Annotated in this window: 12 protein-coding genes; 3 read left to right on the forward strand and 9 right to left on the reverse strand. The window is 65.5% G+C overall.

What is annotated here, in order from left to right; genetic code table 11:
- The first annotated feature begins 9 nt into the window (after positions 1-9).
- Complete coding sequence (locus QCE83_RS08210; RefSeq protein ID WP_309808581.1) at positions 10-1569, forward strand: DHA2 family efflux MFS transporter permease subunit; 1560 nt, start codon at positions 10-12, stop codon at positions 1567-1569.
- A 65-nt stretch (positions 1570-1634) separates the two neighbouring features.
- Here QCE83_RS08210 and truB read toward each other — a convergent pair whose 3' ends face one another.
- From truB to QCE83_RS08255, 9 genes are all read right to left on the reverse strand, one after another.
- Positions 1635-2573 carry a tRNA pseudouridine(55) synthase TruB gene (gene truB / locus QCE83_RS08215; protein ID WP_309808583.1) on the reverse strand — a complete coding sequence of 313 codons (939 nt, stop codon included), beginning with the start codon at positions 2571-2573 and terminating at the stop codon, positions 1635-1637.
- A 3-nt stretch (positions 2574-2576) separates the two neighbouring features.
- Positions 2577-2963 carry a 30S ribosome-binding factor RbfA gene (rbfA, locus tag QCE83_RS08220; RefSeq protein WP_309808585.1) on the reverse strand — a complete coding sequence of 129 codons (387 nt, stop codon included), beginning with the start codon at positions 2961-2963 and terminating at the stop codon, positions 2577-2579.
- A gap of 96 nt (positions 2964-3059) precedes the next feature.
- Positions 3060-6059, reverse strand: coding sequence for a translation initiation factor IF-2 (gene infB / locus QCE83_RS08225; RefSeq protein ID WP_309808587.1), 3000 nt, complete (start codon positions 6057-6059; stop codon positions 3060-3062).
- 93 nt (positions 6060-6152) lie between these two features.
- The gene (gene nusA / locus QCE83_RS08230; protein ID WP_309808590.1) at positions 6153-7628 is read right to left on the reverse strand and encodes a transcription termination factor NusA; all 1476 of its coding nucleotides are present in this window, start codon (positions 7626-7628) and stop codon (positions 6153-6155) included.
- The gene (gene rimP, locus QCE83_RS08235) at positions 7625-8083 is read right to left on the reverse strand and encodes a ribosome maturation factor RimP (RefSeq protein ID WP_309808592.1); all 459 of its coding nucleotides are present in this window, start codon (positions 8081-8083) and stop codon (positions 7625-7627) included. The genes nusA and rimP overlap by 4 nt, the downstream gene beginning before the upstream one ends.
- A 358-nt stretch (positions 8084-8441) precedes the next feature.
- Complete coding sequence (rluB, locus tag QCE83_RS08240; protein ID WP_309808593.1) at positions 8442-10340, reverse strand: 23S rRNA pseudouridine(2605) synthase RluB; 1899 nt, start codon at positions 10338-10340, stop codon at positions 8442-8444.
- A gap of 131 nt (positions 10341-10471) precedes the next feature.
- Complete coding sequence (scpB, locus tag QCE83_RS08245; RefSeq protein ID WP_309808595.1) at positions 10472-11413, reverse strand: SMC-Scp complex subunit ScpB; 942 nt, start codon at positions 11411-11413, stop codon at positions 10472-10474.
- A 374-nt stretch (positions 11414-11787) separates the two neighbouring features.
- A complete protein-coding gene (locus QCE83_RS08250; protein ID WP_309808597.1) occupies positions 11788-13023 on the reverse strand; it encodes a pyridoxal phosphate-dependent aminotransferase in 1236 nt (411 codons plus the stop codon).
- A gap of 87 nt (positions 13024-13110) precedes the next feature.
- Positions 13111-14013, reverse strand: a complete 903-nt coding sequence (locus tag QCE83_RS08255; protein ID WP_309811562.1) for a LysR substrate-binding domain-containing protein — start codon at positions 14011-14013, stop codon at positions 13111-13113.
- Between the two features lie 428 nt (positions 14014-14441).
- Between QCE83_RS08255 and QCE83_RS08260 the strand changes: the two genes are divergently transcribed.
- Complete coding sequence (locus QCE83_RS08260; protein WP_309808600.1) at positions 14442-14843, forward strand: transposase; 402 nt, start codon at positions 14442-14444, stop codon at positions 14841-14843.
- A 248-nt stretch (positions 14844-15091) separates the two neighbouring features.
- A complete protein-coding gene (locus QCE83_RS08265; protein ID WP_309808603.1) occupies positions 15092-15349 on the forward strand; it encodes a hypothetical protein in 258 nt (85 codons plus the stop codon).
- Positions 15350-15501 lie beyond the last annotated feature (152 nt).

Below are 15501 nucleotides of genomic sequence, written 5' to 3' on the forward strand. Positions count from 1 at the left end.
GCCCGCGTCATGTCTACGCAAAACGTCGTCCATCCGCCGCTGTCGGGCGCGAAGCTCGTCATCGGCACGATCGCCGTGTCGCTCGCGGTCTTCATGAACGTGCTCGACACGTCGATCGCGAACGTCTCGATTCCGTCGATCTCGGGCGACCTCGGCGTGTCGTCGGACCAGGGCACGTGGGTCATCACGTCGTTCGCCGTCGCCAATGCCATCTCGGTGCCGCTCACCGGCTGGCTCACGCAGCGCATCGGCCAGGTGCGGTTGTTCCTCGGCTCGATCATCCTGTTCGTGATCGCGTCCTGGCTGTGCGGCCTCGCGCCGACGCTGCCCTTCCTGCTCGCCGCGCGCGTGCTGCAGGGCGCCGTGGCCGGACCGATGATCCCGCTGTCGCAGACGCTCCTGCTCGCGAGCTATCCACGCGAGAAGGCGCCGGTCGCGCTGTCGATGTGGTCGATGACCACGCTCATCGCGCCGGTCGCCGGGCCGATTCTCGGCGGCTGGATCTCCGACAACATTTCCTGGCCGTGGATCTTCTACGTGAACATCCCGGTGGGGATCATCGCGGCAGGCGCGACCTTCGCGATCTTCCGCGACCGCGACTCGGCGATCCGCAAGGCGCCGATCGATTCGGTCGGCCTGGCGCTGCTCGTGATCTGGGTGGGCTCGCTGCAGGTCATGCTCGACAAGGGCAAGGATCTCGACTGGTTCAACTCCACGACGATCGTCGTCCTTGCGCTGGTCGCGGTGATCGCGTTTGCGTTCTTCATCGTGTGGGAGCTGACGGCCGAGCATCCGGTGGTCGACCTGTCGCTGTTCGCGCTGCGCAACTTCTCGGGCGGAACGATCGCGCTGTCGGTGGGCTACGGGCTGTACTTCGGCAATCTGGTGCTGTTGCCGCTGTGGTTGCAGACGGTCATCGGCTACACCGCGACCGACGCGGGGCTCGTGATGGCGCCGGTCGGACTGTTCGCGGTGCTGCTCTCGCCGATCACCGGCAAGTTCCTGCCGCGCACCGATCCGCGCCGCATTGCGACGGCCGCTTTCATCGTCTTCGCGCTGTGTTTCTGGCTGCGCTCGCGCTACACCACGGGCGTCGATACCTGGTCGCTGACCTTGCCCACGCTGATCCAGGGCATCGCGATGGCGGGCTTCTTCATTCCGCTCGTGTCCATCACGCTGTCGGGGCTGCCGGGGCACCGGATTCCGGCAGCGTCGGGTCTCTCCAACTTCGTGCGTATCATGTGCGGCGGCATCGGCACGTCGATCTTCTCGACGGCGTGGGAGCATCGGACCATCGTGCATCACGTGCAACTGACGGAACAGGCCAACGCTTTCAATCCGAACTTCGCGAATTCCATGCAGCAACTGAACGGCATGGGGTTCTCGCAGGAGCAGACCTACGGCCTGTTCAACAGCATGGCGACCCAGCAGGCCGCGCAGCTCGGGGTGAACGACATGTTCTATATCTCGGCGGGTATCTTCATCGCGCTGATCGCGCTGATCTGGATCACGCGGCCCGAACGCTCGGGCGGCGGGGATTCGGCGGCGGCGGCATCGGCTGCGCACTGAGCGCATTGAACGCGTTGCGGATGCTGCAATGACAAAAGCCTGGATGAGAATCCAGGCTTTTGTCTTTATTGCGCCGTAACGATCAACCGTTCCGGCGCCAGCACGCCCTCGCCCGCGCGCGCCACGCCCAACAGCCGGCCATCTTCCTGCGTGTAGACCCGCACGCGTCCGTCATCGAATGGCGACGAGACGAGGTCCGCGAGCCGCAGACGCTGGCCGTGCAGGAAGCGCTTCGCCGCGTCGGCATCGAGGCGAATCTCGGGAAAGGTCGACAGCAGCGCGTCCACCGGCTGAAGCCGTTCGTCGCGTTGCGCTTCGCTCAGATCGGCGAGCGCATCGAGCGTGACCGCGTGTTCGAGCGTCAGCGCGCCGACGCCCGTGCGTCGTAACGCCGTCAGATGCGCGCCGCACCCCAGCGTCTCGCCGATGTCCTCGGCAAGCGTGCGCACGTACGTCCCCTTGCTGCACGTCACGCGAAACGTAACGAGCGGCAACGCGCACGCCAGCATCTGCAATGCGTGGATCGTCACTGGACGTCCCTCGCGCTCCACGGTCTGACCCGCGCGCGCGTATTCGTAAAGCGGCTTGCCGTCGCGCTTCAGTGCCGAGTACATCGGCGGAATCTGCACGATGTCGCCGAGAAACTGCTGCATCGCGCTAACCACGGCCGCTTCGTCGCAGGTCACGTCGCGCGTCTGCACCGCCTCGCCTTCGGCGTCGCCAGTGGTCGTGCGCACGCCCAGACGCAGGGTCGCCTCGTAGGTCTTGTCGGCTTCCAGCAGATCCTGCGAAAACTTCGTCGCCTCGCCGAAACACAAGGGCAGCAAACCGGTTGCGAGCGGATCGAGCGTGCCCGTATGGCCGGCCTTCTTCGCGAGGTAGATGCGCTTCGCCTTGATCAGCGCGTCGTTGCTCGACAGCCCGAGCGGCTTGTCCAGCAGCAGCACGCCATCCAGCGCGCGGCGCGGAAGCTTCGGCCGCGACTGTTTCTCCGAACCGCTCATGGCTTACGCGCCTTCCTGACCGTCGTCGGCGTCTTTCGCGCGCGTCGCGTTCGCTTCGTCGATCAGGCGCGACATCTCCACCGCCTTCTCGATCGTCTTGTCGTAGTGGAAATGCAGCGTCGGCACCGTGTGGATGTGCAGGCGCTTGAACAGCAGATTATGCAGATGCCCGGCCGCGTGATTCAGCCCTTCCTGGGTCTGTTGCGGATCGCCGGTGAGCGTCGTGAAATAGACTTTCGCGTGCGCGTAGTCCGGCGTGAGCTCGACGCTCTGGATCGTCACGAGCCCGATGCGCGGATCCTTCACTTCGCGCATCAGCTCCGACAGGTCGCGTTGAATCTGGTCCGCAATCTGCACATTGCGGTTCGCGGAGGTCTTTCGTTTAGCCATGATGTTTGTTTCCATATCTCTTTCGCGCCGCTGCAAATGAAAAAGGCGGAGCGAGCCTTCAGGCCCACCCCGCCCTCTATCCAGCGGCTCAGCGCATTACAGCGTACGTGCCACTTCGGTCACTTCGAAGACTTCGAACTGATCGCCTTCGACGATGTCGCTGAAGTTCTTGATCGACATACCGCACTCGAAGCCCTGACGCACTTCCTTGACGTCGTCCTTGAAGCGCTTGAGCGAATCCAGCTCGCCGGTATGGATCACGACGTTGTTGCGGATCACGCGCACCGACGAGGAACGCTTGACCACACCGTCCGTGACCATACAACCCGCGATCAGGCCGACCTTCGGCACGCGGATCACCTGGCGCACCTCGACCATGCCCGTCACCGTCTCGCGCTTCTCCGGCGCGAGCATGCCGGACATTGCCGCCTTCACCTCATCCACTGCGTCATAGATGATGTTGTAGTAGCGGATGTCGATGCCGTTCGCCTCGGCCACCTTGCGCGCCTGAGCATCTGCACGCGTGTTGAAGCCGATGATGACCGCCTTCGAAGCCGTGGCCAGGTTGACGTCCGACTCGCTGATCGCGCCGACCGCGCTGTGCACGATCTGCACGCGCACTTCGCTGGTCGAAAGCTTGAGCAGCGACTGCACCAGCGCTTCCTGCGAGCCCTGCACGTCCGCCTTGACGATGAGCGGCAGGTTCTGCACTTCGCCTTCGCCCATTTGCTCGAGCATGTTCTCGAGCTTGGCGGCCTGCTGCTTGGCCAGCTTGACGTCGCGGAACTTGCCTTGACGGAACAGCGCGATTTCGCGCGCCTTGCGCTCGTCCGGCAACACGATGACTTCTTCGCCCGCCGCCGGCACTTCCGACAGACCCTGGATTTCCACCGGGATCGACGGACCCGCCGACTTCGTGGGCTTGCCGGTTTCGTCCAGCATGGCGCGCACGCGGCCATATGCACTGCCGGCCAGCACCACGTCGCCGCGGTTCAGCGTGCCCGACTGCACGAGGATGGTCGCGACCGCGCCCTTGCCCTTGTCCAGCTTCGCTTCGATGACGAGACCCTTGGCGGCGGCTTCCACCGGCGCGGTCAGTTCCATCACTTCGGCCTGCAGCGAGACGTTTTCCAGCAGGTCGTCGATGCCCTTGCCGGTCTTCGCCGACACTTCGAGGAACGGCGAATCGCCGCCGTACTCTTCCGGCACCACGCCTTCCGCGACGAGTTCCTGCTTCACGCGGTCCGGGTTGGCATCCGGCTTGTCGATCTTGTTGATTGCGACGACGATCGGCACGCCGCCCGCCTTCGCGTGAGCGATGGCTTCCTTCGTCTGCGGCATCACGCCGTCATCGGCGGCAACCACCAGGATGACGATGTCGGTTGCCTTCGCACCGCGCGCACGCATGGCCGTGAAGGCCTCGTGACCCGGCGTGTCGAGGAAGGTGATGACGCCACGCGGCGTGTCGACGTGATATGCGCCGATATGCTGCGTGATGCCGCCCGCTTCGCCCGCCGCCACTTTCGCGCGACGAATGTAGTCGAGTAGTGAGGTCTTGCCGTGATCGACGTGACCCATGACCGTGACGACCGGCGGACGCGGCAGCTTCTCGGCCGTGTCTTCCGTGGCTTCGCCTTCGATCAGCAGCGCTTCCGGGTCGTCCAGCTTGGCCGCGACCGCGCGATGGCCCAGTTCCTCGACGACGATCATCGCCGTTTCCTGGTCCAGCACCTGGTTGATCGTGACCATCTGGCCGAGCTTCATCATCACCTTGATGACTTCCGAAGCCTTAACCGACATCTTGTGCGCGAGATCCGCCACCGAGATGGTTTCCGGCACGTGCACTTCGCGCACGATGGGTTCGGTCGGCGCCTGGAACGACGTGTTCTGGTCCTGATGCTTGCCGCGACCCTTCGGACCGCCGCGCCAGCCGCGATCGACACCGCCGCTGCTGTCGCCGCGCGTCTTGATGCCGCGGCGCTTCGATGCGTCGTCCTGCCAGCCGCCCTTGCCGCCGGCCTTTTTCTTGTCGCCGGCGCCTGCGGGCGCCGTGGAGGCGGGCGCTGCCGTGGTGCCGGGCGCCGGGCGCTTGGCCACTGCCGGACGGGCCGCCTGCGCACCTTCCGGCTTGGCCGGCTTGTGCAGCGTGCCCTTGGCCTCGGCGGCCTTCGCCGCTTCGGCCGGCTTCGCGGCGGGCGCCGGTTCCGGCGCCTTCACCTGCGCCTTGCGCGGCGTGTTCATCATTTCGCGGATGGCGCGCGCTTCGGCTTCGGCCGCCGCACGACGCTTCGCGATGGCTTCCTGCTCGAGACGCGCCTTTTCCGACGCAGCACGTGCGTCTTCTTCCGCCTTCTTGGCGGCTTCGCGTTGCGCGGCGCGTTCGCTGGCGGCCTTTTCTTCGGCAGCCTTTTCCGCGGCTTCACGCTGCGCGTCTTCGTTTTGCTTGGCCTCGGCGGTTGCCTGGGCGCGCGCTTCTTCACGCGCTTCCTCGCGGGCTTCCTGACGCGCGGTCTGCGCTGCACGGGAGATTTCCGCCGCCTGGGCCGCGGCCGCCGCACGGCGCTCCGCTTCCTCTTCCTGCTTGCGACGTTCGGCTTCCGCCGCTTCCTCGCGGGCACGGCGCTCGGACTCTTCCTGCTCGAGCTTCGCCTGACGCTCCTTCAGCTCGCGCTCTTCGCGCTCGAGCTGCTCGGCGGCGTGGCGCGCTTCTTCCTCGCGCCGCTGCAGTTCGGCTTCGTCGACCTCGGGTTCCTCGACGTGATTCGACGCCGCTTCGCCCTGCTCCATGCCGGGCTCGTCGCGCTTCACGAACACACGCTTCTTGCGCACCTCGACCTGAATGGTGCGAGCCTTACCCGTTGCGTCGGATTGCTTGATCTCCGACGTATGCCGGCGGGTCAGAGTGATCTTGCGTTTGTCGGCATCGGCGGAACCGTGCGACTTGCGCAAATGATCGAGCAGGCGCGCCTTGTCCGTCTCGGAGAGATCGTCGTTCGCGCTCGCTTTCTGTACGCCAGCCGCCTGCAGTTGTTCCAGCAGTACGCCTGCAGGCATTTTTAGTTCCGCGGCAAATTGGGCTACGTTGTTACTCGCCATTCATTCCTCTTGATGCAAGGACAGATCCTTGCGGTTAGATCGGGGTCACGCGGCCAGACAGGCCGCCAAATATCAGTGCGCCATGGTCATTTCTCACTGGAACCAGTGTTCACGTGCTTTCATGATCAACGCCTTAGCGGCATCCTCTTCCATACCGGTCATTTCAACCAGTTCGTCGACTGCCAGTTCCGCGAGGTCGTCGCGGGTCTGAACCTGGTGCTCGGCGAGTTTCGCGAGCAGCTCGTTGTCCATGCCTTCGAGACTCTTCAGGTCGAGCGCGACGCCTTCCACCTTCTCTTCATTGGCGATGGCCATGGTCAGCAGCGCATCGCGCGAGCGGTTGCGCAGCTCGTGCACGGTGTCTTCGTCGAAGGCTTCGATTTCGAGCATTTCGTTGAGCGGCACGTACGCGATTTCTTCAAGGCTCGTGAAGCCTTCGTCGATCAGGATGTCGGCGACTTCCTCGTCCACATCCAGACGCGCCATGAACAGGTCGCGCAACTTGCCACGCTCTTCGTTCTGCTTCAACGCCGATTCGTCCGGCGTCATGATGTTGATCTGCCAGCCGGTGAGTTCGCTTGCGAGTCTCACGTTCTGGCCTGCGCGGCCGATGGCGACGGCGAGCTCGTTCTCGTCCACGACGACGTCCATAGAGTGCTTTTCTTCATCGACGACGATGGACTGGACGGCTGCCGGCGCGAGTGCGCCGATCACGAACTGCGCGGGGTCTTCCGACCATAGCACGATGTCGACGTTCTCGCCACCGAGCTCATTGCGCACGGCCTGCACGCGCGAACCGCGGATGCCGACGCAGGTACCGATGGGATCGATGCGCTTGTCGTAGGCAATCACGCCGATTTTCGCACGCACGCCGGGATCGCGCGCAGCCGCCTTGATTTCCAGGAGGCCTTGTTCGATTTCCGGCACTTCGAGTTCGAACAGCTTCATCAGGAACTCGGGCGCGGTGCGCGAGAGCTCGATCTGCGGGCCGCGCGCGGTGCGGTCCACCTTCGCGATGTAGGCGCGCACGCGGTCGCCCACGCGCAGGTTTTCCTTCGGGATGAGCTGGTCGCGGCGCAGCAGCGCCTCGACACGGCCCGATTCGACGATGAAGTTGCCCTTGTCCAGGCGCTTCACCGAGCCGGTCATGATCTTTTCGCCGCGCTCGAGGAAGTCGTTCAGGATCTGCTCGCGTTCGGCGTCGCGCACCTTCTGCAGGATGACCTGCTTGGCGGCCTGCGCGCCGATGCGGCCGAATTCGATGGAGGGAATCGGCTCTTCGATGAAGTCGTCGACTTCCGCGTCGGCCTTCTGTTCCTTCGCTTCGAACAGCAGGATTTCCTGATCCGGCTCCTGCAGACCGGCTTCGTCCGGCACCACGCGCCAGCGGCGGAAGGTTTCGTGCTCGCCGCTTTCGCGGTCGATCGCGACGCGGATGTCCACGTCTTCTTCGAAGAGCTTTTTCGTAGCAGAAGCAAGCGCAGCTTCCAGCGCTGCGTACACGACGTCCTTGTTGACGTTCTTTTCGCGTGCCAGCGCATCCGCCAGCATCAATACTTCGCGACTCATTGTTTGCGGCTCCTAAAGTCAACCTTGGGGACGAGACGTGCGCGATCGAGGTCCGCGAGCGTGAAATCCAGCATCGCGGCGCCGTCCTTCCCTTCAAATTCCAATCCGATCGTTTCGCCTTCGGGGGCGTGCAAGATGCCACGGAACGACTTGCGCCCGTCCAGCGGTTTTTTCAACGTGATGGCGACTTCGCTTCCCGCGAAGCGCTCGAAATCGGCCAGCTTCTTGAGCGGCCGATCGAGGCCTGGCGACGAGACTTCGAGCCGGCCGTAGTCGATGTTCTCGACTTCGAACAAATATTGGAGCTGGCGCGTGACCTTCTCACAGTCTTCGATGGCGATACCGGCCGGCTGGTCGATATACACACACAGCAACCCGCCTCCCGACCGTTCGAGATCGACAAGCTCGTAGCCGAGGCCCGAGACCGTGGTTTCTATCAATTCCGTCAGTTGCACAGTAACTCCAAGGTGTTCGCGCGCTCCACGCCGAAACACCCGCGGGCAGCGCCTACATGCGGGCGCGCACCCCTGCTCCCGAGATGCCGAACCGAAAAGCCAAAAAAAAATGGGCCAATGCCCATCTTTTTCAACCAGGTCGCACCCGGGCAGCAGAAAAACTACGTGCCCAGCGACTTCGTAATTTTAGCCGTTTTTCGCGACGAACGCAAACGTACGGCACGCTTTCAGGCCCGTTGAAGCCCTGTTGATGCCGGTTTCAACGCGTCTGATCCCGGTGCTGCAAGGCCGTTCGCCGTCGCTGCGCGTGGGAACGAAGGCGGGCTGGCGCCTGCTCGCTCCCGCCTTGCTCCGCGTCTTAACGCCCGCGCGAGCGATTACGCGCGCCGCGATTCGCGCCGCCCGGCTTGCCCTGCCCGCCGGCCGGCTGACCGCCGCCCGAGCGATTGCCGCGCGGTGCGTTGTTGCCTGGACGCTTGCCGGCGCCGGCCATGCCCTGCGTATTGCCTTGCGGACGCGCGCCGCGCTGCCCCGGCCGGCCGCCGCCGTTGGCGCGATTGCCGTTCGGCTCCTGGCCGATGCGATTGCCGTTCGGCTCCCGGCCGCCGCGACGACCCGCGCCGCCGCCATTGCCTGCGTTGCCCGTATTGCCGCCGAGTCCGCCCATGCCGCCGAGGCCGAAGCTGCTGGCCATGCCGCCCGGCTGCCCGCGGCGGCCGCCACGACCCGGCGTCGTCTGCTGCGTCATGCGCGAATGCGAGCTCAGCACCGGCTCGCGCGTGATGAAGCCCATCGACGTCTGCATCGGGTCGGGCTGCACGCGCGGCGCGGACTGGCGTCCACCCTTTTCCTCCGTCGGCAGCTTCAGTCCGACCGACGCCATCAGGCTGCGCACCTGATTGTCCTCGAGCTCTTCCCAGCGGCCGCGCTTGAGGCCGCGCGGCAGTGCGATCGGGCCATGGCGCGTGCGGATCAGGCGGCTGACCATCAGGCCCGCGGCCTCGAACATGCGGCGCACTTCGCGGTTGCGGCCTTCCGCCAGCGCGACGTGGTACCAGTGATTCGTGCCTTCGCCGCCACCGTCCTGGATGCGCAGGAAGTTGGCGGGGCCGTCGTCGAGTTCGACGCCCTTGAGGAGCTTCTGCTTCATCCCTTCCGACAGCTGCCCGACCACGCGCACCGCGTATTCACGCTCGACGCTATAGCGCGGATGCATGAAGCGGTTCGCCAGGTCGCCGGAGGTCGTGAGCAGCAGCAGGCCTTCGGTATTGAAGTCTAGACGGCCGACGGCGAGCCACTTGGCCGTCTTCATCGACGGCAGCTTGTCGAACACCGACGGACGGCCTTCCGGGTCCGCATGGCTGACGATCTCGCCGGTCGGCTTGTGGTACAGCAGGATCCGCGGCGGCTTGCTGGCGAGCTTGCGGCGGACCGGCTTGCCGTTGATGCGCACCTGATCGGTCGGCATGATGCGCTGGCCGATGTGCGCCGGCTCGCCGTTCACCGACACGCGCCCCGCGATGATCAGCTCTTCCATGTCGCGACGCGAACCCATGCCCGCGTCGGCGAGCACCTTGTGCAGCTTCGGCGCGTCATCGTCCGGCTCCAGCACGCGCTTTTGCTGCTGGGCCGCGCGGCCACGACGCAGCATCGGTGCGCGGACGCCGCCGGTGTTGTCGGCGTCGAAGGCCGGCGAGGTCACGTAGGCGAAGACGTCGTCGACCGCTGCGGCCGCGGCGCTTTCGACCGTCGCGGGGCCGCCGTCATTGCGCTTGCCGCGCTTCTGCTGCGGCTGGGCCTGCTTGCGGCGCGCGCCTTCGCGTGCGGGCTGGGCAGGCGCGGCGGCCTGGCCGGTAGCGGCTTCCGCAGCCTGGAGCGGCGCCTCGCCGCTGGCCTCGCCCGCTTCGGCGCGCGGGTTCTTGCGGCCGCGCGGCTTGGCGCCTTCCTTGCGCGGGCCCTTTGCGTTCGGATCCTTGCGCGGCGTGCGCACCTGGGCTGCCACGACGCCGTCCGGCGGCGTTTCGGTCACGGCGGCCGGCGCGTCCGGCGATGCTTCGCCGCCCTTCGTCTTGGCGACAGCGCGACGCCGTGCGATCAGGCTGCGCGGCCCGCGGCGCAGACCGCGGCGCGGACGATCGTCGCCCTCGCCATTCTCGTCGTTGCGCGTGCGTTCGCCGGCATCGGCCGACTCGGGTGCATCCGCGTCGTGCACGCGGCGTGCGGATTCAGGCGAATCGCTGTCGTGGGAGTGTGTCAAAACAACCTCAAATGTCGAATTGCGCGCCCATCGCGGGCGCGACAAAAAATCCGCTGATCGGTCCGGCTGGTCGTCTCGAAATGTTCTTTATGGAGAGCCGGGTTCCGGATCAGGGGCCATGCGTCTTTGCGTCAGGCGCGGCGCGCCTTCGGTTCTTCGGAGTCGTTGTCCAGTTCGTCTTCGTACACTGGAGCCGCGTCTTGCGCGTCGTCGCGCGGCGCCGGAGTCAGAGCCGGCGCGGTGTGCGCATCCTGCGCGGTATTCAGTTGTTGCGGGTGAAGCTCGGCGGAAACGGCTTCGGCCGGATCGATGCCATCCGCTGCGGCCTGCGCAGGTTCCGTACCGTGTCCTGCGTCTTTCTCGCCCTGCTGTCCTTCGAGGACTGCGGCGGGCGCCTGAGATTCCTCTTCCGGCTCGGCGGACGCGCCCGATGTATCGAGCGTCTCATCGGCGTTGACCGGCGCCTCAGGTTGATGTTCCCCGGCAGCGGAAGCATCCGTTGCCGCGCTTTCGGGAAATTCGATCGAATGCTGCGCGAGCAACGACGCTTCGAATTGCGCCGACGGATTATCCAGCGCCGGCAGTTCGTCGAGCGCGCTCAGGCCGAGGTCGTCGAGAAACTGCTTGGTCGTGGCATACAGCGCCGGACGTCCCGGCACATCGCGATGACCAATGACTTCAATCCAGCTGCGGTCTTCCAGTTGCTTCACGACCTGCGTGTTCACGGTCACGCCCCGAATCTCTTCGATATCGCCTCGCGTCACCGGCTGCCGATAAGCAATGATCGCGAGCGTTTCGAGGACCGCGCGGGAATACTTGGGCGGCTTCTCCGGATGCAGGCGGTCGAGATAAGTCCGCATCGCCGGCTTGCTCTGGAAGCGCCAGCCCGAGGCGAGCGCCACGAGTTCCACGCCACGGCCCGACCACTCGGCCTGAAGCGCTTCGAGCAAGGTGCGCACGGTGTCCGCCGAGATGTCGTCGGCGAACAACTTGCGCAAATCATGCAGCCTCAGCGGTTCCTGCGCGCAAATCAGGGCAGTCTCGAGGACGATCTTCGCCTCTTGGGTATTCATGCAGCTTGGGTCAACCCTGTATGGTCAATGATTCGATTCAAAGCGAGCTTGAGCAGATTCGAACGCCACCGAAGCGGTGCGAACGATAAAGCTGTACGCGGAATTTCAAGACGCGCTCGCCCGATTTCTCGCCCGATCGGAACCGGTCATATTGATTGGGAGCACGCACCGGGGAGAGGCAGCATTGGGCGTTCGGTGAGCGAGCGCCGGGCCAGTCCAGCCGGTCGAGGTGGCGCTTTCCAAGACGAAAGCGCGTGACTGAGCGCCATATTACGCAAAAAGAACCGGGGCGTAAAGGTGAAGCAGCATCGCGGCCGAAACTCACTCGACGGCGCCGGCAGCCGACCGGTAGTGTCGGCCTGCCGGCATTCCGCCTACGCCGCGCCGCGCGCCGCCAGGAAGCGCCGCAGACGCTCGACACCCGCATCGAGGCGCGCCGGATCGCAGGCGTAGCACCAGCGCACGAAGCCTTCGCCTTCCGCGCCGAACGCACTCCCCGGCGCGAGCCCGAGCCCGGCGTCGCGCACCAGCGACTTGCACAAGTCGAGGCTGTGCGCCGCGCCCGGCAGCGAGAAGAACAGGTACATGGCGCCGTCGGGCGCGCGCACGTCGACGCCTTCGATCCCCTGCAACGCGCTCACGAGGTGATCGCGGCTCGCGCACAGATCGGCGACGAGCGACTGCGTGAAGCTCTCGCCTTCCGCGACGGCGACCACGCCCGCCCTCTGCACGAAGGACGGCGCGCACGACGTGTTGTATTCCACCAGCTTGCCGAGATCGTCCATCAGCTGAGTGGGCGCGACGAGCCAGCCCAGCCGCCAGCCGGTCATGAGCCAGGCCTTCGAAAAGGAATTCACCGCGATCACGCGCTCGTCGCGCGCGGCGAGATCGAGGAAGGAAGGCGCGGCGCCGCCGTCATCGCCGTAATAGAGACGCTCGTAGACCTCGTCCGCGACGATCCAGATGCCATGGCGCCGGCAATGCGCCAGCACGGCGCGCTGGTCGTCGCGGCTCATGGTCCAGCCGGTGGGGTTGTTGGGCGAGTTGATCATCAGCATGCGCGTGTCGGGCGTGAGCGCAGCCAGCAGACGGTCGAGATCGAGCGTCCAGCCGTGTGCGCCGTAACTCAGCGACACCGTTTCGACGCTCGCTCCCAGAATTTTCGGAATCTCGACGAGATTCGGCCACAGCGGCGTCACCGCGACCACGCGATCGCCCGCGCCGACCACCAGCTGGGCCGCGAGCATCAGCGCATTGACGCCGGCGCTCGTCACCGCGACGTGTTCCGCCGAGGTCGCGCCGTGCAGGCCGCTCACATAAGCGGCGAGCGCCTCGCGCAGCGGCGCGATGCCGAGATTGTGCGTGTAGAAGGTGTCGCCGTCGGCGAGCGCGCGGCTGGCGGCATCGCGGATGAAGGGCGGCGTCACTCGATCGGATTCGCCGAACCAGAACGGCAGGACGTTCGGGACGCCAAATCCCGCGTTGGCCACTTCGCGGATCTGCGACGGGCGCAGCGCCCGCACGGCATCACGCGCATTCGGCGCACCGAATCCGTGCGGGCTGCCTAGTTGACTCAATTCGCTGATCACTGCTCCTTCCGATTCCCTCATTGCCCGCCCCGTTGCGTTGTCGATTCAAGGAAATCAAGTCTAACGCGCCGCTGCCGGTTCAGCGGCGCAGCGCCGGTCCAAGCCGGTTCAAATCAGATCTTCCGCACGGCGCGGCAGCGAGGCGATCAGCGACCAGACCGACTCGGCCGCCGGCGACAGCGAGCGATCGCGCCTGCGCACGAGTTCCACCGTGCGCTCCGCCCGCGGCTCGAGCGGCAACGCCACCAGCGACGACTCCGCCGGCAACGGCAGCGCGAGCCACGGCAGCACGCTCACGCCGACGCCCGCCTCGACGAGCCCGAATACCGTCGCCGAATGCCCCAACTCCTGCACGACCTGCGCGTCGACGCCGTGCTCGCGCATGACGGCATCGATGAGCGGCCGGCTGCCGGAGGCGTAGTCGAGCATCACGAGGCGCTCGCCGGCGAGCTTCTCCCATGGCACGGCTTCCCGGCGGCCGAGCGGATGATCGCGGCGCGCCACGAGGCAGAACGAATCGGTCATGACGGGCTCGCCGTACAGGTCATCCGACGCAAACGGGCCGATCACGACGCCGAAATCTACCTCGCCGGACTTGACCTTGCGCAGGACGTCGGACTGGACGTCGTCGCGCAGGCCGAGCGAAATCAACGGGAACTGCTTCAGGCACGAAGCGACGACGCGCGGCATCAGCCGGCACGCGATCGTCGGGCTCGCCGCGACGATCACCCGCCCGCGGCGCTGCTGCCCCAGGTCGCGGACTTCGCGCAGCGCCTCGTCCAGATCCGCGAGCAGCCGCGACACCGTGCCGACGAGGTTCAGGCCGACATCGGTCAACTGCACTTCGCGGGTCGTGCGATCGATCAGCTTGAAACCAATCTCGCCTTCCAGTTCCCGCACACAGCGGCTGACAGCCGACTGCGTGAGGCCGATTTCATCGCCCGCGCGGCTGAAGCTGCGCAGGCGCGAGACCTCGATGAAGACGCGCAGCTGCCGCAGGGTCACGTTCAAGGGCGCGTTCATTCCGTTCGCTCATTAATTTGGTTGTTTCAGTCGGAATTATAGGTTTCCCTTGCCGGAATGGTTGCGCGAACGACCGTTTCGCTGCGGTGCAGCACATTCCGGAAACGCACGCCGGATGGGCCTATTGCACTGGATTGGTGATTGTCCCGATTTCTTAATTGGTTCATTTCGGGTCTGATACGGGCCATGCTGACATCGCGTCAGCCTACTGCCATGCGGGTTTCCCGGATTTCGCGACACGCATGGCACGGTTCTCGCATTTCATTGCGCACAGAGGTCGGAGCACTTGCACGGAAACACGAAATGATCGTTCACCGTTATCCGTTCCGGCCTTTCCTGGGTATTCGTTCATCGGATTCCGACCAGAGTGCGCGGCGCGGGGCAGCGCACCGGGGTTAGCTTCGCTGAGGTGAGATATGGTGCTGTTCGACGATTTGAGAGATAACGAGTGGGCGCTGGTTGAGGCGTTGTTCTGTGCCGAGCCGGCCCGTAGCGAGCGGCGCGGCCGTCCGCGCGTCGAAGCGCGTGCGGTGGTCAATGCCGTGTTGTGGGTGCTCTCGACAGGCGAAGGCTGGTCGAAGCTGCCCGGCCGCTACCCTTCCCCGCCGACCTGCCGTCGACGCTTCGACGAATGGCAAGCCGACGGCACGCTGGCCGAGATCGTCAAGCGCCTCGCGGGCAATGGCCGCGAAGTGTCGCTACGCGGCCGCATCGGCTCGAGCGCTGCCAAGCCGCCCACGCCGCCGAGCCGCGACCGCCTGCGCGGCGCGTTCTGGACCAACCCGGAATCGTGGCGCGCTCCGGCAAAGATGGCCTGACCATCCTGCCGTGCCGAGGCCGTCGTCAGGCGGCCTCGATGCCTCCTCGTCCTGCTGCGCAAGCTTGCCCTGCGCCCTGTTTCTTCTCTCCATCGCTTGGTCCGTGCGGCTCTGTACGCTAGCAGAGCTCGTCGGCGCACGCGTGGAGCGAAACAACTCTTTACTATTCCTTACAGCGCGGACGCGGCCCGGCGCTTAATTTGGTGAATGATCGAACAAGCTCCACGAGGGCTTGGAGGGATTTCGCCATGAAGGCATCGACTCTGCTCGCCCCCGGCGCACTGGTTGCGCTGATGAGCACGACGGCGATGAGCCAGGCTCAGCCGCCGCCTGCCGCGTCCGATTTCCATGTCAGCACCCGGGCAGCCATGGAAGCGCCCCAAGGCGGTCCGCGTACGCGCAGCGTGACGCCTCCGGCGCCCCGTGGCGACCTGCGCGGCGATATCGCCAGCAATGTGCGCGCACGGCCGGACGCCGAGCGCGACGGACGGCCGCAACATCATTAGGTTTGGCTTTTAACGAGTGCGCGCGTGATCCCGCGTTCGCGCGGCAAGGCAACGAGACAACGAGAAGGAACCCTGCTCGTCAACGACAGTCACAGGTTTTGCCATGCACGTAGCGTGGCAACAGTGAGATCCGGAATGCCCGTATCCTCGTG

The organism is Caballeronia sp. LZ034LL, from assembly GCF_031451215.1.
Lineage (GTDB): Bacteria > Pseudomonadota > Gammaproteobacteria > Burkholderiales > Burkholderiaceae > Caballeronia.